The 18,661-nt window shown below is 63.9% G+C and carries 18 protein-coding genes; 16 read left to right on the forward strand and 2 right to left on the reverse strand.

Annotated features, from left to right (window positions below; genetic code table 11):
* From nuoG to mtnK, 14 genes are read left to right on the forward strand one after another with little or no spacing between them, the layout of a single operon-like run.
* The gene (gene nuoG / locus FNV92_RS16380) at positions 1-2,076 is read left to right on the forward strand and encodes an NADH-quinone oxidoreductase subunit NuoG (protein ID WP_143845683.1); all 2,076 of its coding nucleotides are present in this window, start codon (positions 1-3) and stop codon (positions 2,074-2,076) included.
* 4 nt (positions 2,077-2,080) lie between these two features.
* A complete protein-coding gene (gene nuoH / locus FNV92_RS16385) occupies positions 2,081-3,148 on the forward strand; it encodes an NADH-quinone oxidoreductase subunit NuoH (protein ID WP_143845682.1) in 1,068 nt (355 codons plus the stop codon).
* Positions 3,149-3,162: 14 nt separating this feature from the next.
* On the forward strand, positions 3,163-3,651 hold the full coding sequence (gene nuoI / locus FNV92_RS16390) for an NADH-quinone oxidoreductase subunit NuoI (RefSeq protein ID WP_026232873.1): 489 nt from the start codon (positions 3,163-3,165) through the stop codon (positions 3,649-3,651).
* A gap of 9 nt (positions 3,652-3,660) precedes the next feature.
* A complete protein-coding gene (locus FNV92_RS16395; RefSeq protein ID WP_015685768.1) occupies positions 3,661-4,299 on the forward strand; it encodes an NADH-quinone oxidoreductase subunit J in 639 nt (212 codons plus the stop codon).
* Positions 4,296-4,604, forward strand: a complete 309-nt coding sequence (gene nuoK / locus FNV92_RS16400; protein ID WP_015685769.1) for an NADH-quinone oxidoreductase subunit NuoK — start codon at positions 4,296-4,298, stop codon at positions 4,602-4,604. Before FNV92_RS16395 ends, nuoK begins: the two co-directional genes overlap by 4 nt.
* An 8-nt stretch (positions 4,605-4,612) precedes the next feature.
* Positions 4,613-6,685, forward strand: coding sequence for an NADH-quinone oxidoreductase subunit L (nuoL, locus tag FNV92_RS16405; protein WP_143845681.1), 2,073 nt, complete (start codon positions 4,613-4,615; stop codon positions 6,683-6,685).
* Positions 6,686-8,194 (forward strand): NADH-quinone oxidoreductase subunit M, encoded by a 1,509-nt coding sequence (locus tag FNV92_RS16410; protein WP_015685771.1) that lies wholly within the window; start codon positions 6,686-6,688, stop codon positions 8,192-8,194.
* Positions 8,195-8,216: 22 nt separating this feature from the next.
* The gene (nuoN, locus tag FNV92_RS16415) at positions 8,217-9,653 is read left to right on the forward strand and encodes an NADH-quinone oxidoreductase subunit NuoN (RefSeq protein WP_143845680.1); all 1,437 of its coding nucleotides are present in this window, start codon (positions 8,217-8,219) and stop codon (positions 9,651-9,653) included.
* 1 nt (position 9,654) lies between these two features.
* Positions 9,655-10,461: a biotin--[acetyl-CoA-carboxylase] ligase gene (locus FNV92_RS16420; RefSeq protein ID WP_143845679.1), complete on the forward strand. Its 807-nt coding sequence runs from the start codon at positions 9,655-9,657 to the stop codon at positions 10,459-10,461.
* Positions 10,461-12,131 carry a ribonuclease J gene (locus tag FNV92_RS16425; RefSeq protein ID WP_143845678.1) on the forward strand — a complete coding sequence of 557 codons (1,671 nt, stop codon included), beginning with the start codon at positions 10,461-10,463 and terminating at the stop codon, positions 12,129-12,131. Before FNV92_RS16420 ends, FNV92_RS16425 begins: the two co-directional genes overlap by 1 nt.
* Before the next feature lie 42 nt (positions 12,132-12,173).
* The gene (gene mce, locus FNV92_RS16430; protein WP_143845677.1) at positions 12,174-12,578 is read left to right on the forward strand and encodes a methylmalonyl-CoA epimerase; all 405 of its coding nucleotides are present in this window, start codon (positions 12,174-12,176) and stop codon (positions 12,576-12,578) included.
* A gap of 9 nt (positions 12,579-12,587) precedes the next feature.
* A complete protein-coding gene (locus FNV92_RS16435; RefSeq protein WP_015685776.1) occupies positions 12,588-12,863 on the forward strand; it encodes a DUF1467 family protein in 276 nt (91 codons plus the stop codon).
* Positions 12,864-12,899: 36 nt separating this feature from the next.
* The gene (locus FNV92_RS16440) at positions 12,900-13,247 is read left to right on the forward strand and encodes a hypothetical protein (RefSeq protein ID WP_143845676.1); all 348 of its coding nucleotides are present in this window, start codon (positions 12,900-12,902) and stop codon (positions 13,245-13,247) included.
* Between the two features lie 33 nt (positions 13,248-13,280).
* Complete coding sequence (mtnK, locus tag FNV92_RS16445) at positions 13,281-14,570, forward strand: S-methyl-5-thioribose kinase (RefSeq protein ID WP_143845675.1); 1,290 nt, start codon at positions 13,281-13,283, stop codon at positions 14,568-14,570.
* Positions 14,571-14,709: 139 nt separating this feature from the next.
* Here mtnK and FNV92_RS16450 read toward each other — a convergent pair whose 3' ends face one another.
* Positions 14,710-15,534, reverse strand: a complete 825-nt coding sequence (locus FNV92_RS16450) for a hypothetical protein (protein WP_244623688.1) — start codon at positions 15,532-15,534, stop codon at positions 14,710-14,712.
* A 212-nt stretch (positions 15,535-15,746) separates the two neighbouring features.
* Positions 15,747-16,874, reverse strand: a complete 1,128-nt coding sequence (locus FNV92_RS16455; protein ID WP_168213692.1) for an iron-containing alcohol dehydrogenase — start codon at positions 16,872-16,874, stop codon at positions 15,747-15,749.
* Between the two features lie 149 nt (positions 16,875-17,023).
* On the opposite strand from FNV92_RS16455, the gene FNV92_RS16460 reads away from it, so the two are divergent.
* Together FNV92_RS16460 and FNV92_RS16465 are read left to right on the forward strand one after the other, a co-directional pair.
* The gene (locus FNV92_RS16460) at positions 17,024-17,809 is read left to right on the forward strand and encodes a FadR/GntR family transcriptional regulator (protein WP_143845672.1); all 786 of its coding nucleotides are present in this window, start codon (positions 17,024-17,026) and stop codon (positions 17,807-17,809) included.
* On the forward strand, positions 17,806-18,582 hold the full coding sequence (locus tag FNV92_RS16465) for an ABC transporter permease (RefSeq protein ID WP_143845671.1): 777 nt from the start codon (positions 17,806-17,808) through the stop codon (positions 18,580-18,582). Before FNV92_RS16460 ends, FNV92_RS16465 begins: the two co-directional genes overlap by 4 nt.
* The last annotated feature ends 79 nt before the right edge of the window (positions 18,583-18,661 follow it).

Raw genomic sequence — 18,661 nt, forward strand, 5'->3', positions numbered from 1 at the left:
ATGACCAAGCTCATCATCGACGGCAAAGAGATCGATGTCCCCGCCGAGTACACGCTGCTTCAGGCGTGCGAAGCGGCCGGCGCCGAGATTCCGCGCTTCTGCTATCACGAGCGGCTGTCGATCGCCGGCAATTGCCGGATGTGCCTCGTCGAGGTGAAGGGCGGCCCAAAGCCGGTCGCAAGCTGTGCCTGGGGCGTGCGCGACTGCCGTCCGGGCCCCAAGGGCGAGCCGCCGGAAATCTCCACGCGTTCGCCGATGGTGAAGAAGGCACGCGAAGGCGTGATGGAATTCCTTCTCATCAACCATCCGCTGGACTGCCCGATCTGCGACCAGGGCGGCGAGTGCGATCTGCAGGACCAGGCGATGGGCTACGGTGTCGACACCAGCCGCTTTGCCGAGAACAAGCGCGCCGTCGAGGACAAGTATCTCGGCGCGCTGGTCAAGACCTCGATGAACCGCTGCATCCAGTGCACGCGCTGCGTCCGCTTCTCGGCGGAAGTCGCGGGCGCGCCTGAAATGGGCGCGACCGGCCGCGGCGAGGACATGGAGATCACGACCTATCTCCAGCACGCGCTGACATCGGAATTGCAGGGCAACCTCGTCGACATCTGCCCGGTAGGTGCGCTGACCTCGAAACCCTACGCATTTGCCGCGCGCCCGTGGGAGCTCGGCAAGACCCAGTCGATCGACGTGATGGACGGCGTGGGATCTGCGATCCGTGTCGATACCCGCGGCCGCGAGGTGATGCGGGTGCTGCCGCGCATCAACGAGGCCGTGAACGAGGAGTGGATCTCGGACAAGACCCGCCACATCATTGACGGCCTGCGTACCCAGCGCCTCGATCGGCCCTATATCCGTGAAGCCGGCAAGCTGCGTCCGGCAAGCTGGCAAGAGGCCTTCGCCGCGATCGCTGCGAAAGCGGCGCGCACCGACGGCAAGCGCATCGGCGCCATCGCGGGCGACCTCGCCGGTGTCGAGGAAATGTTCGCGCTGAAGGACCTGCTGTCCAAATACGGCTCGAGCAATCTGGCGGTGCAGGGCGGCGACGCCTTCGATCCCGCACTCGGCCGCGCCTCCTACATCTTCAATCCGACGCTTGCTGGTGTCGAGCAGGCCGATGCGCTGCTCATCGTCGGCGCCAATCCGCGCAAGGAAGCGGCCGTGTTCAACGCCCGCATCCGCAAGCGTTGGCGCGCCGGCGGCTTCAAGGTCGGCGTGATCGGCGCCAAGGTCGACCTGACTTACGATTATGACCATCTTGGTGCGGGCACCGACACGCTCGGCGAGCTCGCGGCCGGCAAGCACTCCTTCATGGACGTGCTGAAGAACGCCAAGAACCCGATCATCCTGGTTGGCGCAGGCGCCGCCGCGCGTCACGACGGCGCCGCTATCCTGGCCGCCACCGCCAAGCTCGCACTCGACGTCGGCGCGCTCAAGGACGGCTGGAACGGCTTTGGCGTGCTGCACGAGACTGCCTCGCGCGTCGGCGCGCTCGATATCGGCTTCTCCGCCACCGCGGGCGGCCTGAACGCGGCGCAGATGACGACCTTCGGCACGCTGGACCTCTTGTTCCTGCTCGGCGCCGACGAGATCAAGGCGCCGGACGGCACCTTCGTCGTCTATATCGGCACCCATGGTGATCGCGGCGCGCACCGCGCCGACGTGATCCTGCCGGCTGCCGCCTACACCGAGAAGTCTGCGATCTACGTCAACACCGAAGGCCGCGTGCAGATGACGGGACGTGCCGCATTCCCGCCGGGCGAAGCCCGCGAGGACTGGGCGGTCGTCCGCGCGCTGTCGGAGGCGCTCGGCAAGAAGCTCGGCTACGACTCGCTTGCCGCGCTGCGCCAGGCGATCTTCAAGGCCGTGCCGCATCTGATCCGTCTCGACCAGATCGAGGCAGGCTCCGCCGACCAGATCAAGAAGCTGGCGGGGAAGGGCGGCGCGCCCGAGAAGGCGCCGTTCAAGCCTGTTATCGAGGACTTCTATTTGACCAACCCAATCGCGCGTGCGTCCGCCGTGATGGCGGAATGCTCGCGGCTTGCCTCCGGGCAGATGCTGACCGCAGCGGAGTGAGCTGATGGAATTCTTCGAAAGCGCATTCTGGACCGGGTTCCTCTGGCCGCTGATCATCATGGTCGCGGAGAGCGTTCTCGTGCTCGTCGTCCTGCTGATCGCGATCGCCTACATCCTGCTCGCCGACCGCAAGATCTGGGCGGCGGTGCAGATCCGCCGCGGCCCGAACGTGGTCGGCCCCTGGGGTCTGCTGCAATCCTTCGCCGACCTGCTCAAGTTCGTGCTCAAGGAGCCGATCATTCCGGCCGGGGCGAACAAGGGCGTGTTTCTCCTTGCTCCCCTGGTCTCATGCGTGCTCGCGCTCGCGGCCTGGGCGGTGATCCCGACCAATCTCGGCTGGGTGATCTCCGACATCAATGTCGGCATCCTCTTCATCTTCGCGATCTCGTCGCTGTCGATCTACGGCATCATCATGGCCGGCTGGTCGTCGAACTCGAAATACCCGTTCCTGGCGGCGCTGCGCTCGGCGGCGCAGATGGTGTCCTATGAAGTCTCGATCGGCTTCGTCATCATCACGGTGCTGCTCTGCGCCGGTACGCTGAACCTGTCGGCCGTGGTCGAGGCCCAGCACGTTCGCGGTCTTGCCAGCCTGATCGGGCTGCCGCAGCTGACCATCCTGAACTGGTATGTCTGGCCGCTGTTCCCGATGTTCGTGATCTTCTATGTCTCGGCGCTGGCGGAAACCAACCGTCCGCCATTCGACCTCGTCGAAGCCGAATCCGAACTCGTCGCCGGCTTCATGGTCGAATACGGCTCGACTCCGTACCTGCTGTTCATGCTCGGCGAGTATGTCGCGATCGTCACGATGTGCGCGATGGCCACGATCCTGTTCCTCGGAGGCTGGCTGCCGCCGGTGGACCTGCCGCCCTTCAACTGGGTGCCGGGGATCATCTGGTTCTCGCTCAAAGTCTTCTTCATGTTCTTCCTGTTCGCGATGGCAAAGGCGATCGTGCCGCGCTACCGCTACGATCAACTGATGCGCCTCGGCTGGAAGGTGTTCCTGCCGCTGTCGCTGGCGATGGTGATCGTGGTAGCCGGCGTGCTGCATTTCGCCGACATCGCGCCGAAGTGAGGGCCATCATGGGTATCAACATCAACGCCACTGCGCGCTCGCTTCTGCTGTCGGAATTCGTCTCGGCGTTCTTCCTCGCCATGCGCTATTTCTTCCAGCCGAAGCCGACGCTGAACTATCCCTTCGAGAAGGGCCCGATCTCGCCGCGCTTCCGCGGCGAGCATGCGCTGCGCCGCTATCCCAACGGCGAAGAGCGCTGCATCGCCTGCAAGCTGTGCGAAGCGGTCTGCCCGGCGCAGGCGATCACCATCGAGGCCGGCCCGCGCCGCAACGACGGCACCCGCCGCACCGTGCGCTACGACATCGACATGGTGAAGTGCATCTATTGCGGCCTCTGCCAGGAGGCCTGCCCGGTCGACGCCATCGTCGAAGGCCCGAACTTCGAGTTCGCGACCGAGACCCGCGAGGAACTGTTCTATGACAAGGCCAAGCTGCTCGCCAATGGCGACCGCTGGGAACGCGAGATCGCAAAAGCGATCGAGCTCGACGCGCCGTACCGGTGAGATGAGAGCATGATCCTTCCCGCGCTGTTCTTCTATCTCTTCGCCGGCGTCTGCGTCGCCTCGGCGGTGATGGTGATTGTCTCGCGCAATCCCGTGCACTCCGTGCTGTACCTGATCCTGGCCTTCGTCAACGCCTCCGGCCTGTTCGTGCTGATGGGCGCCGAATTCCTCGCGATGATCCTGATCGTCGTCTATGTCGGCGCCGTCGCTGTGCTGTTCCTGTTCGTGATCATGATGCTCGACGTCGACTTCCTCGAGCTGCGCGAGGGCTTCATCGAGTACCTGCCGGTCGGCCTCGTGATCGGCGGCATCTTCCTGTTCGAACTGCTGCTCACCGTCGGCTTCTGGGTCATCAACCCCGGCGTCGCCAAGACGATCACGGCGGCGATCCCGACCAATGTCAGCAACACCGAAGCGCTCGGGCTGGTGCTCTATACGAAGTACATTCACTACTTCCAGCTCTCGGGCATGGTGCTGCTGGTCGCCATGATCGGCGCCATCGTGCTGACGCTGCGGCACAAGGCGAGCGTGAAGCGGCAGGATATCAACGTTCAGAACGCGCGCACGCCTGAGATGGCGATGGCGATGCGCAAGGTGGCGCCGGGGCAGGGGCTCCAGGACAGCGACGCGGCGGAGTGGGTGAAATGACGATCGGGCTCGGACATTACCTGGCGGTCGGCGCGATCCTGTTCACGCTCGGGATCCTCGGCATCTTCCTCAACCGCAAGAACATCATCGTCATCCTGATGTCGATCGAGCTGATCCTGCTGGCGGTCAACATCAACCTCGTCGCGTTCTCGACCTTCCTCGGCGACATCGTCGGCCAGGTCTTTGCGCTGCTGGTCCTGACCGTCGCCGCGGCCGAAGCCGCGATCGGTCTCGCCATCCTGGTGGTCTATTTCCGCAACCGCGGCTCGATCGCGGTTGAGGACGTCAATCTGATGAAGGGCTGAGCTCAGTCATGGTCCAGGCAATCGTTTTTCTGCCTCTGCTGGGCGCCGTTCTGGCTGGCCTGATTGCGCTGTTCGGCGCGCATGCCCGCAACCCCTCAGGCGACACGGTCGAGCATCACGACGACCACGGTCATGGCGACGCCCATGCGGCGGCCGCTCATGACGATCACGGGCACGACGATCACGGCCATGACGACCATCACGTCTCCGAGCCGCCGGCGGCGGGCTCGCGCGGGGCCGAGCTGATCACCACCGCGCTGCTTTTCGTCTCGGCCGCGCTGTCCTGGATGACGCTGGTCGATGTCGGCTTCATGCACCACGATGTCAGGATCCAGCTTTTGCCCTGGATCTTCTCGGGCGACCTCCAGGTCTGGTGGACGCTGCGGGTCGACACGCTCACCGCAGTGATGCTGGTGGTGGTGACGACCGTGTCCTCGCTCGTGCACCTCTATTCCATCGGCTACATGGACGAGGACCCGAACCGGCCGCGCTTCTTCGGCTATCTCAGCCTGTTCACCTTCGCCATGCTGATGCTGGTGACCGCGGACAACCTGGTGCAGCTGTTCTTCGGCTGGGAAGGCGTGGGTCTGGCGAGCTACCTGCTGATCGGATTCTGGTACCAGAAGCCCACGGCGAACGCCGCGGCGATCAAGGCCTTCGTGGTCAACCGCGTCGGCGACTTCGGTTTTGCGCTCGGCATCTTCGCCATCTTCTACCTGACGAGCTCGACGGATTTCGAGACCATCTTCCACGCCGCGCCGAGCCTCGCCGGCAAGACCATCAACCTGTTTGGCTGGCATGCCGACGCGCTGACGCTGACCTGCCTGTTCCTGTTCATGGGCGCGATGGGCAAGTCGGCGCAGTTCCTGCTGCACACCTGGCTGCCGGACGCGATGGAAGGCCCGACGCCGGTGTCGGCGCTGATCCACGCCGCGACCATGGTCACCGCCGGCGTCTTCATGGTGGCGCGCCTGTCGCCGCTGTTCGAGCTCGCTCCGAACGCGCAGGCCGTCGTGATGTTCTTCGGCGCCACCACCGCGTTCTTCGCGGCGACCGTCGGCCTCGTCCAGAACGACATCAAGCGCATCGTCGCCTACTCGACCTGTTCGCAGCTCGGCTACATGTTCGTGGCGATGGGAGCGGGGGCCTATTCGGTCGGCATGTTCCATCTGTTCACGCATGCCTTCTTCAAGGCGCTGCTGTTCTTGGGCTCCGGCTCGGTGATCTACGCGATGCACCACGAGCAGGATATCCGCAACATGGGCGGCCTCTGGAAGAAGATTCCCTATACCTATGCGGTGATGGTGGTCGGCACCCTGGCGCTGACCGGGTTCCCGCTGACCGCCGGCTACTTCTCCAAGGACGCGATCATCGAGGCCGCCTACGCCTCGCACAATCCGTTTGCGATCTACGGCTTCCTGATGACGGTCGTCGCCGCCGGCCTGACCTCGTTCTACTCCTGGCGTCTGATCTTCAAGACCTTCCACGGCGAGCCGCATGACGAGCATCACTACGAGGCCGCGCATGAGGCTCCGATCTGGATGCTGATCCCGATCGGCGTGCTAGCGGTCGGCTCCTTCGTTGCGGGTCTGCCGTTCAAGGAGCTGTTCGCCGGTCACGGCATCGAGGAGTTCTTCCGCGAGTCCGTGAAGATGAACCCGCACATCATCGAGGATATGCACCACATCCCCGAGCACATCGCCTTCCTGCCAACTGTGATGATGGTGCTGGGCTTCCTGGTGTCGTACCTGTTCTACATCCGCCGGCCTTACTTGCCGGTCGAGCTCGCGAACACGCAGCCGATGCTGTACAAGTTCCTGCTCAACAAATGGTACTTCGACGAGCTGTACGACCTCATCTTCGTCCGTCCGGCGAAGTGGATCGGCTACCAGCTCTGGAAGAAGGGCGACGGCTTCATCATCGACGGTCTCGGCCCCGATGGCGTCTCCGCCCGCGTGCTGGACGTCACCCGCAACGTCGTCAAGCTCCAGACCGGCTATCTCTATCACTACGCCTTTGCCATGCTGATCGGTGCCGCCGGCCTGATCACCTGGTTCATGTTCGGCTTTGGAGGCCAGTAAATGACGACCTGGCCCATTCTTTCGGTCACGACGTTCCTGCCGCTGGTCGGTGCGCTGATCGTCTATCTCAGCCGCGGCGACGACGAGGCGGCGCGGCGCAATTCGTGCTGGATCGCGCTCTGGACCACGCTGATCACCTTCGCGGTGTCGGTGCTCCTGGTGCTGCGCTTCGATCCGTCCAACCCGGACTTCCAGTTCGTCGAGAAGGCGAATTGGCTCGCCACCGGCATCACTTACCACATGGGCGTCGACGGCATCTCGCTGCCGCTGGTGATCCTGACCACCGCGATCATGCCGTTCTGCATCATCGCGAGCTGGAAGTCGGTCACGAGCCGGGTCCGCGAATACATGATGGCGTTCCTGATCCTGGAAACGCTGATGATCGGCACCTTCTCGGCGCTCGATCTCGTGCTGTTCTACCTGTTCTTCGAGGGTGGCCTGATCCCGATGTTCCTGATCATCGGCATCTGGGGCGGTCCGCGCCGGGTCTACGCCTCGTTCAAGTTCTTCCTCTACACGTTCCTCGGCTCGGTGCTGATGCTGCTCGCCATCATGGCGCTGTACTGGAACGGCGGCACCACCGACATCCCGACCCTGATGCACACCGCCGTGCCGCGCAGCTTGCAGACCTGGGCGTGGCTGGCCTTCTTCGCCTCCTTCGCGGTGAAGATGCCGATGTGGCCGGTGCACACCTGGCTCCCCGATGCGCACGTTGAGGCGCCGACAGCCGGCTCGGTGGTCCTGGCCGCGATCATGCTGAAGATGGGCGGCTACGGCTTCCTGCGCTTCTCGCTGCCGATGTTCCCGCTGGCCTCGCACGACTTCGCGCCGCTGATGTTCACCCTCTCGGCGATCGCCATCATCTACACCTCGCTGGTGGCGCTGATGCAGGAGGACATGAAGAAGCTGATTGCGTACTCGTCGGTCGCGCATATGGGCTTCGTCACCATGGGCATCTTCGCCGGCACCATGCAGGGCGTCGCCGGCGGCGTGTTCCAGATGATCTCGCACGGCATCGTCTCCGGCGCGCTGTTCCTCTGCGTCGGCGTCGTCTACGACCGCATGCACACCCGCGAGATCGCGGCTTATGGCGGCCTCGTCAACCGGATGCCGCTCTACGCGCTGGCCTTCATGGTCTTCACCATGGCCAATGTCGGTCTGCCCGGCACCTCCGGCTTCGTCGGCGAATTCATGACGTTGCTCGGCACCTTCAAGGTCTCGATCCCGACCGCGTTCTTCGCCACCTTCGGCGTGATCTTCTCGGCGTGCTACGCGCTTTGGCTCTACCGCAAGGTCGTGTTCGGGGCGCTGGTGAAGCCGTCGCTGATGAGCATGAAGGATCTCACCTTCCGTGAGTGCGTGACGCTGTTCCCGCTGCTCGCGCTGACGATCCTGTTCGGCGTCTGGCCGAAGCCGGTGCTCGACATGTCGGCGGCCTCGGTCCAGCAACTCGTCAACAATTACAACACCGCTGTGACGGCCGTGAAGGCCGCCGCGCTGCTCCCGTGAGCAGGCAGGTCAGGATATCGCCATGAGCTTTGAGACTGCAGGTTATCAACTGGCGCCGGTGCTGCCCGAACTCGTGCTCGCGATCGGCGCCATGGCACTGCTGATGCTGGGCGCCTATCGCGGGCAGGAGACCACCAAGGCGGTCACGACGCTCGCGGTCCTGCTCCTGGTCGTGGTCGGCGTGCTCGAATACATGGTGCCCGCGGGCAAGCAGGTGACCTTCGGCGGCAGCTTCATCGTCGACGACTTCGCCCGCTTCATGAAGATCCTGGCCCTGATCGGATCGGGCGTGACGCTGATCCTGTCGACCGAGTTCCTGTCCGACCCGTCGCGCCGCATCTTCGAATACGCCATCCTGGTGCTGCTCTCGACGCTCGGCATGATGGTGCTGATCTCGGCCGGCGACCTGATCTCGCTCTATCTCGGCCTCGAGCTGATGTCGCTCGCGCTCTACGTCGTGGCGGCTTCGAACCGCGCCAACGCCAAGTCGACCGAAGCCGGCCTGAAGTATTTCGTGCTCGGCGCGTTGTCCTCGGGCATGCTGCTCTACGGCTCCTCGCTGATCTACGGCTTCACCGGCACGGTCAGCTTCACCGGCATCGCCGCGGCCGCGACCGTCTCCAATGTCGGCCTGGTGTTCGGCCTCGTCTTCCTGCTCGCCGGCCTCTGCTTCAAGGTCTCGGCCGTGCCGTTCCACATGTGGACGCCTGACGTGTACGAGGGCGCGCCGACGCCGGTCACCGCCTTCTTCGCGTCCGCGCCGAAGGTCGCCGCGCTCGCTGTTTTCACCCGCGTCACCCTGACCGCGTTCCCAGGCATCGTCTCGCAGTGGCAGCAGATCCTGGTTTTCGTGGCGATCGCCTCGATGGCGCTCGGCTCCTTCGCCGCGATCGGCCAGACCAATATCAAGCGCCTGATGGCCTATTCCTCGATCGGCCATATGGGCTTCGCCCTGGTCGGCCTCGCTTCCGGCACGCTGGAAGGCGCGCAGGGCGTGGTGATGTACATCGTGATCTATGTCGCGATGACGCTGGGTTCGTTCTCGATCATCCTCGCCATGAAGCGCAACGGCCAGGCCGTGGAGCAGATCAGCGACTTCGCCGGCCTGTCGCGGACCAATCCGCTGCTCGCCTTCATGTTCGCGATGCTGCTGTTCTCGCTTGCGGGCGTGCCGCCGCTCGCCGGCTTCTTCGGCAAGTGGTACGTCTTCGTCGCCGCCATCAAGGCCAATCTGTTCACGCTCGCCGTCATCGGCGTGCTGACCAGCGTGGTCGGCGCCTACTATTATCTCTCCATCGTCAAGACGATGTATTTCGACGCGCCGGCCGGCCAGGTCGATCCGGTGCGCATCGAGGTGAAGGCGGTGCTGGCGGTGTTTGGCCTGTTCAACATCCTGTTCGCGCTGTTCGCGGGCCCGGTCGTGACCGTGGCCTCCGCCGCGGCAAAGTCGCTGTTTTAGGATGGGATTCGCGCTCGGTCCTCGCGCACTCCAGGCGGGCTACAAGCTCGCAGCTTTCGACCGGACCGGCTCGACCAACACCGATGCGATCGAGCGTGCGCGGGCCGGCGAACGCGGCCCGATGTGGTTCGTGACGACGGAGCAGACCGCCGGCCGGGGCCGGCGCCAGCGCGCCTGGATTTCGCCGCGCGGCAATCTCGCGGCCAGCGTGCTCGAGGTGCTGGACGTCGCGCCGGCGGTTGCCGCAACCATCGGGTTTGCGGCGGGGCTGGCGGAAGAGGCCGCGCTCGAGAAGGTCAGCCTCGAGGCCGCGTTGCGCCTCGGTCCTGAAAGACCCAGATACGCCCTGAAATGGCCGAACGACGTTCTCGCGAACGGCAGGAAGCTCGTCGGCATTGGCCTTGAGGCCGAGGCCATCGGTGATCGCCTCGCCATCGTTGTCGGCATCGGCACCAACGTCGTGGGGGCGCCGGAGGGCACGCCGACGCCGGCCGTATCCCTGGCCGCCCTCGGCGTCCAGATCAGCGCGGAAGAGCTGTTCTCGGCGTTGTCCGATGCCTGGGTCGAGTTCCGCGGCATCTGGGACAATGGCCGCGGCTTTGCCGAGATCCGCAAGCTCTGGCTCGAACGTGCGGCCGGCCTTGGCGAGCGGGTCGCGATCAACACGGGAGCGACGACGCTGGAAGGCATTTTCGACACCATCGACGACACCGGGTGCCTGATCGTCCACACCGCTGACGGCCGACGCCTGCCGGTGGCGGCCGGTGAGGTGTTCTTCGGTTCGGCCGCCTCCGTGGGAGCTGCGTGATGGCGAAGCCTGACGAACTGGTATTTGCGCCGCTTGGCGGCGTCGGCGAGATCGGCATGAATTTGTCGATCTACGGCCTCGGCAACCGCCAGCAGCGGTCCTGGCTCGCGGTCGATCTCGGCGTCTCCTTCGGCGACGAGGAGCACCTGCCGGGCATCGACCTGATCATGCCCGACATCAGCTTCCTGGAGAAGGAACGCAAGATTCTGATGGGCCTGGTGCTGACCCACGCCCATGAGGACCATTTCGGCGCCATCATCGATCTCTGGCCGAAGCTGAAATGCCCGATCTATGCGACCCAGTTCAGCGCGGCGCTGTTCGAGGCCAAGCTTGCGGCCGAGCGCAACGCGCCGAAGATCCCGGTGACGGTGGTGCCGTCGGGCGGGCGCGTCGATATCGGCCCGTTCAACGTCGAGTTCATTCCGGTCGCGCATTCGATTCCAGAGTCGCATGCGCTGGCGATCCACACCTCCGCCGGCATCGTGCTGCACACCGGCGACTGGAAGATCGACCCGACCCCGATCATCGGCCGGCCGACCGACGAAAAGCGGCTGCGCGAACTGGGGGAGGAGGGCGTGCTTGCCCTGATCGGCGATTCCACCAACGCCGTGCGAGACGGCCGTTCGCCATCCGAAGCCGAGGTCGCCAGGACCATCACAGAGCTGGTGAAGGCCGCCAAAGGCCGTGTCGCAGTCACGACCTTTGCTTCCAACGTCGCGCGCCTCAAGGCCGTCGCCGATGCGGCGCGGGCTGCCGATCGCGAGGTCGTCGTGGTCGGCCGCGCCATGGAGCGCGTGTCGCAGGTCGCGCGCGAGACCGGTTATCTCGACGGCGTGCAGAACTTCCGCTCGACCGACGTCTATGGCCATCTGCCGCAGGACAAGGTGCTGGCGCTCTGCACCGGCAGCCAGGGCGAGGCCCGCGCCGCGCTGGCGCGTATCGCCAATGACGACCATCCCGAGATCACGCTGAACCGCGGCGACTGCGTGATCTTCTCCTCGCGTACCATTCCCGGCAACGAGAAGGCCGTCGGCGCGATCATCAACAACCTGATCCTCCAGGGTGTCGAGGTCATCACCGATCGCGATCATCTGGTCCACGTCTCCGGCCATCCGCGCCGCGACGAGCTGCGCGACATGATCTCCTGGGTCCGGCCGCAGCTGCTGATCCCCGTCCACGGCGAGGCCCTGCATCTGCACGAGCATGCCAAGCTCGCGCGCGCCGCCGGCGTGCCCCGCGTGCTGGTCATCCGCAACGGCGACCTGGTCAAGCTCGGCCCCGGCGATCCCGGCCTGATCGGCGAGGTGCCCTCGGGCCGTCTCTACAAGGACGGCACGATTCTGGAGGATTCCAAGTCCCGTGCCGTGGTCGAGCGCCGCCGCATGGCGTTCTCCGGCTGTGCCTTCGTCGCCTTCGCCATGAATGCGCAGGGTGAGCTGGTCGACGATCCCGAGGTCGATCTGGTCGGCATTCCCGAGAAGAACCGGGCGGGCGAGCCCTTCGACGACATCGTGTTCGACGCCGTGGTCTCCACCATCGAGGGGCTGCCGAAGGCGCGTCGCCGCGATCCGGATGCCCTGGCCGAGTCGGTGCGACGCGCTGTCCGGTCCGTGATCAACGAACATTGGGGCAAAAAGCCCCCCTGTCTGGTACACGTCCTGACGGTATAGACTAAGCGTGGTCTTCGGATCATGCGCTGAGGGAGAAGAAGCATGCTGGGTCGCCTCAACCATGTCGCGATCGCGACCAAGGACGCCGTCAAGGCCGCCAGGATCTATGGTGCGGCGTTCGGCGCCCAGATTTCGGAGGCCGTGCCGCTGCCCGAGCACGGCGTCATCACCGTGTTCGCGACGCTCCCCAACACCAAGATCGAGTTCATCGAGCCGCTCGGCGAGGCGTCGCCGATCGCAAAATTCGTCGAACGCAATCCCGACGGCGGCATCCACCACATCTGCTACGAGGTGGTCGACATCATCGCCTCGCGCGACACCTTGGTGAAGGAGGGCGCCCGGGTGCTCGGCGACGGCGTGCCGAAGATCGGCGCCCACAGCAAGCCGGTGCTGTTCCTGCACCCGAAGGACTTTTCCGGCGCGCTGGTCGAAATCGAGCAGGCGTAAGGCCGCCCCATGGCCATCCAGATATCGACTGCACTTGCGATCTACTTCGTCATCTGGTGGATCGCGCTGTTCCTGACGCTGCCGTTCGGCGTGCGCAGCCAGCACGAGGACGGCACCGGCGCACCCGGCACCGATCCCGGCGCGCCTATCCTGACGCGGATGAGAAGCAAGCTGATCTGGACCACCATCATCTCGGCGGTCATCTACGGGATCGGCATCGCCGCCTATCATGCCGGCTATCTCTCGATCGAGCGCCTGTCGAAATTGATGGGCATGCCATTCTAGATACTTGAAATTGTTTTGTTGTTTTGGGGGGAACGAATGACTTTTCAGAGGATCGTCATCGCGCTTCTGGTGCTGATCGTCGCCGGTCTCGGTGCCGTCGGTTATTTCGAGTGGAAGATGGCCGTGCAGGTTCGGACGATGAAGGCGTTCGTCGAGGGCTACGTCTTCAACGAGGCGGTGATGGCCTGCGAGCAGGCCAAGAGCTCGACACCGTTCAAATGGAACGGGGGCAAGAGCACCTCGATCATCGGCCTGAACTCGGTCAAGCTGGACAAATACAACGTCAGCGCCAGCTACACGCTGGTGGCGGATGGCGTCTATTGCGATTACGATCCGATCAAAAGAAAGGCCGAGATCGGCTCGAGCTTCCTGGAGCGGGAGTAACGATCCGGCCCAAATTCATGGGATGGAATCGTCATGACCGGGAACCGGGCAGGGGATTATCGGATTCTGCATGAGGCCGCCTTGCGGGACTATCTCGCGGGCGTGCCGGACCTCGTGGCGCTTCTCGGCGCTGAACCGGTGTCCTGGTCGATCACCGAGGTCGGCGACGGCAATCTCAATCTCGTCTTCATCGTCAAGGGCGACCGCGGCGGCGTCGCCGTCAAGCAGGCGCTGCCTTACGTCCGTCTCGTCGGCGAAAGCTGGCCGCTGCCGCTGTCGCGGGCGCATTACGAATTCCTGGCCTTGTCCCGGCAGGCCGAGCTCGCGCCTGGTCTCGTGCCGGCGCTGCTGCACCACAACGAGACGCTGGCGCTGACAGTGATGGAGCTGCTCGAGCCCCACGTCATCATGCGCAGGGGGCTGGTCGCGGGCACGCAATATCCCCGTTTCGTCGACGACATCACCACCTTCATGGCGCGAACCCTGTTCTTCACCTCCGACCTCGCGCTCTCGGCGGCCGACAAGAAGCAGGCCATCGCCGCCTTCGCCGGCAACCATGCGCTCTGCAAGATCACCGAGGATCTGATCTTCACCGATCCCTACCGTATCGCCGAGCAGAACCGCTGGACCGCGCCGTATCTCGACGCTCTGGCCGCTGGCTTGCGCGACGACATGGAGTTGCATGTCGCGATCTCGCGCCTCAAGCTGAAGTTCATGGCCAGCCCCGAGGCGCTGCTCCATGGCGACCTCCACACCGGCTCGATCATGGTGACGGACAGCCAGACGCGCGTGATCGATCCGGAATTCGCGTTCTACGGCCCGATGGGCTTCGACGTCGGCGCCGTGCTGGCGAACCTCTTGATGGCCTATTTTGCTTCCGCCGGTCACGAGCGCTCGCCCGGCGCGCGGCAGACATTCGAGGCCTGGGTGCTGGGGACGGTCGAAGCGGTGTGGAACGAGTTCGCCCGCAAATTCCTCGACCTCTGGCGCGCCGGCGCTGCGGGTGACGCCTATCCGGTCTCGCTCTTCGCCGGCGAGAAAGGCGAGGCGCGGCTGGACACGGAGCGGCTAGCCTATATGCAGCGCCTCTTCACCGACACCGTTGGCTTTGCCGCCGCAAAGATCATCCGCCGCATCTTCGGCCTCGCGCACAACATCGATTTCGAGCTGATCGAGGACCCGAAGCGGCGGGCGGTCAGCGAAGCCCGCGCCGCGCGGCTGGCGCGGGCGATGATGGTGGAGGCGGTGACATTTCGGACGATCGCTGACGTCACTGGCGCTGCGCGAAAGCTGCGGGACTGGCAGCCGGAACTGTCCGGCTGACAGAGTTTTGTAGCGAGTAGCTTGCCGCCACACACCGTCATTGCGAGCGCTGCGAAGGAATCCAGAATCTTTCCGCTGCGGCAGTCCGGATTGCTTCGTCGCTTCGCTCCTCGCAATGACGAGCGGAGAGGCGCGGGGCTCAATACAGACGGATCGGCAGCAGAACGCCGTCCGTGCCGACCAAAAGGCCCCAGGTCTCGTTCGCCGCGACCTCGAACTCCCCATTCCGCGCGGTGCCACCCTTGACCTTGACGGCGACCTTGTACTTGCCCGGCGGCAGATCGAGCTTCTGATCATCAGGCAATTCGCCCGCGGCATTCTCTGACGACACCAGTGTCGCGCCGGAGCGAGCTGCGAGCCTGATGATCTGGTCGTTGACGGTGAGATCAGCCGTTTCATCGGTTCCGTTGCCGATCATCAGGCACGCTTGGCCAGGCTTCGGCAGGAGGGGGGCCGCCGCGGCCGCTCGTTTGCGCAGCGATAGGTCGGCGATGGTCCTGCCGTCCTGACGGGTCAGGCGCAGTAGCGCCGGTCCATCGGCCGTCGTGAACGCGACCACGGCCCGATCAGGCGCGACCACCGCGCCGTCATTTTCGGCCCAGCCCCTGTTTTCGAGATCGCCGCGATAGAAGCCGAGCACGGTCGCCAGATCGAGCGGCGTCTCGACGTGCGCGAACCTGATGGTGGGCGAGTTCTTCGCGGTCACCAGGGCCCAACTGCCTGGGAGCGGCAGGCCCATGTCGTCGGACAGCTTGCCTTCGAAGGTCCGGCCTGCGGCCCGCGTCAGAACCCCGATGGCGGCACACAGCAGGCGCTCGCCGAGAGTGTCCGCGGCGCAACGGTCTCTGACCGCCCATAAGGCTTGCTCGATCATGCCGTTTGATCGTTCGGTACGCTGCCAGCCGATATGGATGCTTCCCGCGGCGCTGGTCCGGGCAGGATCCGGGGTGACGGGGATCGCCATCGCCGCCGTCGCGGCCAGCAGCGTGCCAACGAGTACAACAGCCATTGTTCGGCGCTTCATTTGTTTCGCGATCCTTGGCGCTGAGATAGCGATCCTGAGCTTAGTCGCGTTGATCAGGAAAAATGTTCACTGCCTCGGGGCGTCCGATGACGCACCACATCAGTCGGGGCCTTGCATCGCCGGAAAGATGTGCGCCAAAGAGCCAAGCTCTCTCAGAGCGCCGCACGCAACAAGCCCTCAAATTCTTCTGCAGACGCTTTTCGCGGAGCGGTCGCGTTCGAGTGGTCAGCTAATGCCCGGACGACTGTTTGGGGAATGTGCCGAGCTTCAAAGCCCATTTGGCCGAGCGTTGTCGGCAGCTTTAACGATTGAACGAGATCGGACACCGCAGCAGCGAGGTTCGTTTCGCGCGAGATGCCAAATATATCGCTAAGCGTTTCGTACTTGTTTCCGACGCTTTGCTCGCTGAAGCGCAGGATGTGCGGCAGGAACACGCCGTTCAGCATACCGTGATGCAGGGTCGGCGAGCGCAATGCGCCGGCGGCGTGAGATAGCGAGTGCACTGCGCCGAGCCCCTTCTGAAACGTCAGCCCACCTTCGAGTGCCGCCATCATCATTTCCCAACGCGCCTCGCGGTCGGCGCCATTTGTCACAGCGCGCTGGATGAAGCGCCATGCACGCTTTGCACCGTCGAGCGCGATTGCTTCCGCCGGCGGGTTGACCAGTGGTGACAGGAACGTTTCGATGCAGTGCGTGAGCGCATCGATGCCCGTCGCCGCCGTCAACAACGGCGGCAGTCCCAGCGTGAGTTCAGGATCGCAGATCGCCCTTTTCGGTATCAGATATGGACTGATCAACGCCAGCTTCGAGCCGTTGGTCAGATTGATCAAAGCGCCACGGCCGACCTCGCTGCCAGTTCCTGCAGTGGTCGGAATAGCGATCACAGGCGCGACCTTCTCGGTGATCTTGCCGACGCCGCCAAGGACAGCCGCATATTGCTCCAGTGGCCCCTCATGGGTGGCGGCCAAAGCGACGCCTTTGGCAAGATCGATCGGCGAACCGCCGCCGAGCGCAATCACGCCATCGCAGCCGCCTTCGCGGTAGGCGACGACGCCTTCAAGCACTGCTTCTTCAGTCGGATTCGGGGGCGTACGGGCGAATATCGCAACGGTCGTCGGATCGAGGTGAGCCAGTACTTGCGCTGCAATGCCTGCCTGCTGCACGCCGGCATCCGTGACGAGCAGCGGTCGACGAACTCCGAGTGCCGCTAACTCGGTCGGCAGACTCTTGATGGCACCGTAATCGAAAATTGTCGTCGTCAGATAGCCAATGGTCGACACAGCCAACTCCTCCCGGGCGACGAAATTGTTGCGTCGCAATACTTTTTATTCATCCGATATTTAACATCGGATGATTGCGAGATCAACAAAATCGGTGTATGGCGTGAACATGCCAGCCAGCCTAAGAGCCGGCGGTCGGGAGCGAAAAATTGTCGAGCGCTAAACGCGTCAAATCCACCGAGAAGCGTTTGAAGCCGGGCCGCATCCACGCGGTACTGACGACGCTCGGCCGCGAGATCGCTCAAGAGATCATCCCCGCAGGCGCGGTGCTGCCGCCCGAAAACGAACTCGAGATCCGCTTTGGCGTCGGCCGCGGCGTGGTTCGTGAAGCGATCAAAATGCTTTCAGGGAAGGGACTCGTCAGCGTGCGACCGCGCCACGGCACTCACGTGCTGCCGCGGCGCGATTGGAGTCTTCTCGATCGCGATGTGTTGAACTGGCTGGTCGGAGAGGATCAACTCGACCGCAAGCTGCTGCTTGCCATTCAGGAAGTCCGCTCAATCATTGAGCCAGCCGCCGCTGCGCTCGCTGCGACCCGCGCCACCAGGCAGGACCGGCAGCGGATCAATGCAGCCCTGTTGGCGATGGAATCATCGGACAATCAGGCTGCCGCCACGGCCGCGGACAAGGCCTTTCATCTCGCTATTCTGGACGCCACGCACAATCCGGTGCTGCAGGGCTTTCGCGGCGCGATCGACACGATCCTGAGTGCAGTGTTTCTTGTCGCCGTTGATAGCGTCGCTGGTTGGTTCGAAGACAACATTCCCAACCACGCCGTCGTTGCGCGCGCCATCGAGGAAGGTGATGCAGACAAGGCTCGCAAGGCCATGGAGCGAGTTCTTGGTTATACCCACTCTAAATTGTCTAGGAAAAGTGCAGGCGCCGTTCGGCGGAACGCCAGGCCAGGCGGCAACCGCACCCTGAGGCAAGCATGATGCTGCGCAGGCTCTCTTCGGCATTCTGGTTTGGCGCTCCCTTTATAGTGCTCCTCATCCTATGGGCTGTTTTCATCCCGTACTTCGACGTCAATCCCCGGCTGTTTCCTCACCTCTCCTCTGTGATTCAGGCTGGAGTTGAGGGAATAGAAGATGGCACCCTTATTCAACACGTCGGAGCAAGCCTGTTACGCGTCGCCGTCGGCACGGTGCTCGCGCTATTGATCGCCATTCCCTTGGGCATCGCCATGGGCGTCAGCCCGATGATCTCCAGCTTCCTCACACCCCTGTTCAGGTTTTTCTCGGTGCTGGCCGGCATCGCGTGGATCCCGATCGCGACGCTATGGTTCGGCTACGGCTTCGGCGCCATCACGTTTGTAATCTTCAATGCCGTGTTCTTCATCGTGACGTACAACACGCTGCTCGGAGTATCGACCATTCCCTTGCAGGTGCGCAATGCGGCCGCATCGCTCGGTGCGGGACGATGGGCGATGTTGACCGAAGTGCTCCTGCCGGGCGCCCTTCCTAACATCGTCACTGGCATACGCACCGGATTGGGCTTTGCCTGGCGTGGGCTGATCGCGGCCGAGATGATCGCCACCAACGTGGGCCTCGGTTACATGCTGTTTGTGGCGCGAGACTTCTACAGAACAGAAGTGATCGTGCTTGGCATGATTGTAATCGGCGTGCTTTGGCTGCTGCTCGACCGGCTGGTCTTGGCGCCAATCGAGCGCGCCACCATCGAACGCTGGGGCATGGTGCAGCGCGCATGAAGCAGTTTCTACTCAAGATGTGGAGCCACTGCGTTCGCCTGACAGCGCGTTGGCCGTCGATCGCTTCCATCGTTCCTTT

Origin of the sequence: Bradyrhizobium cosmicum (assembly GCF_007290395.2) — a bacterium.
In the GTDB taxonomy this organism is placed as follows: domain Bacteria; phylum Pseudomonadota; class Alphaproteobacteria; order Rhizobiales; family Xanthobacteraceae; genus Bradyrhizobium; species Bradyrhizobium cosmicum.

Bases quoted from the DNA above. Each gene is read 5' to 3' on its own strand.
- nuoK (WP_015685769.1), top strand. From the start codon at position 4,296: ATGACGATCGGGCTCGGACATTACCTGGCGGTCGGCGCGATCCTGTTC.
- nuoL (WP_143845681.1), top strand. From the start codon at position 4,613: ATGGTCCAGGCAATCGTTTTTCTGCCTCTGCTGGGCGCCGTTCTGGCT.
- FNV92_RS16395 (WP_015685768.1), top strand. From the start codon at position 3,661: ATGATCCTTCCCGCGCTGTTCTTCTATCTCTTCGCCGGCGTCTGCGTC.
- mce (WP_143845677.1), top strand. From the start codon at position 12,174: ATGCTGGGTCGCCTCAACCATGTCGCGATCGCGACCAAGGACGCCGTC.
- FNV92_RS16410 (WP_015685771.1), top strand. From the start codon at position 6,686: ATGACGACCTGGCCCATTCTTTCGGTCACGACGTTCCTGCCGCTGGTC.
- mtnK (WP_143845675.1), top strand. From the start codon at position 13,281: ATGACCGGGAACCGGGCAGGGGATTATCGGATTCTGCATGAGGCCGCC.
- FNV92_RS16425 (WP_143845678.1), top strand. From the start codon at position 10,461: ATGGCGAAGCCTGACGAACTGGTATTTGCGCCGCTTGGCGGCGTCGGC.
- FNV92_RS16465 (WP_143845671.1), top strand. From the start codon at position 17,806: ATGATGCTGCGCAGGCTCTCTTCGGCATTCTGGTTTGGCGCTCCCTTT.
- FNV92_RS16435 (WP_015685776.1), top strand. From the start codon at position 12,588: ATGGCCATCCAGATATCGACTGCACTTGCGATCTACTTCGTCATCTGG.
- FNV92_RS16420 (WP_143845679.1), top strand. From the start codon at position 9,655: ATGGGATTCGCGCTCGGTCCTCGCGCACTCCAGGCGGGCTACAAGCTC.
- nuoH (WP_143845682.1), top strand. From the start codon at position 2,081: ATGGAATTCTTCGAAAGCGCATTCTGGACCGGGTTCCTCTGGCCGCTG.
- FNV92_RS16440 (WP_143845676.1), top strand. From the start codon at position 12,900: ATGACTTTTCAGAGGATCGTCATCGCGCTTCTGGTGCTGATCGTCGCC.
- nuoG (WP_143845683.1), top strand. From the start codon at position 1: ATGACCAAGCTCATCATCGACGGCAAAGAGATCGATGTCCCCGCCGAG.
- FNV92_RS16450 (WP_244623688.1), bottom strand. From the start codon at position 15,534: ATGGCGATCCCCGTCACCCCGGATCCTGCCCGGACCAGCGCCGCGGGA.
- nuoN (WP_143845680.1), top strand. From the start codon at position 8,217: ATGAGCTTTGAGACTGCAGGTTATCAACTGGCGCCGGTGCTGCCCGAA.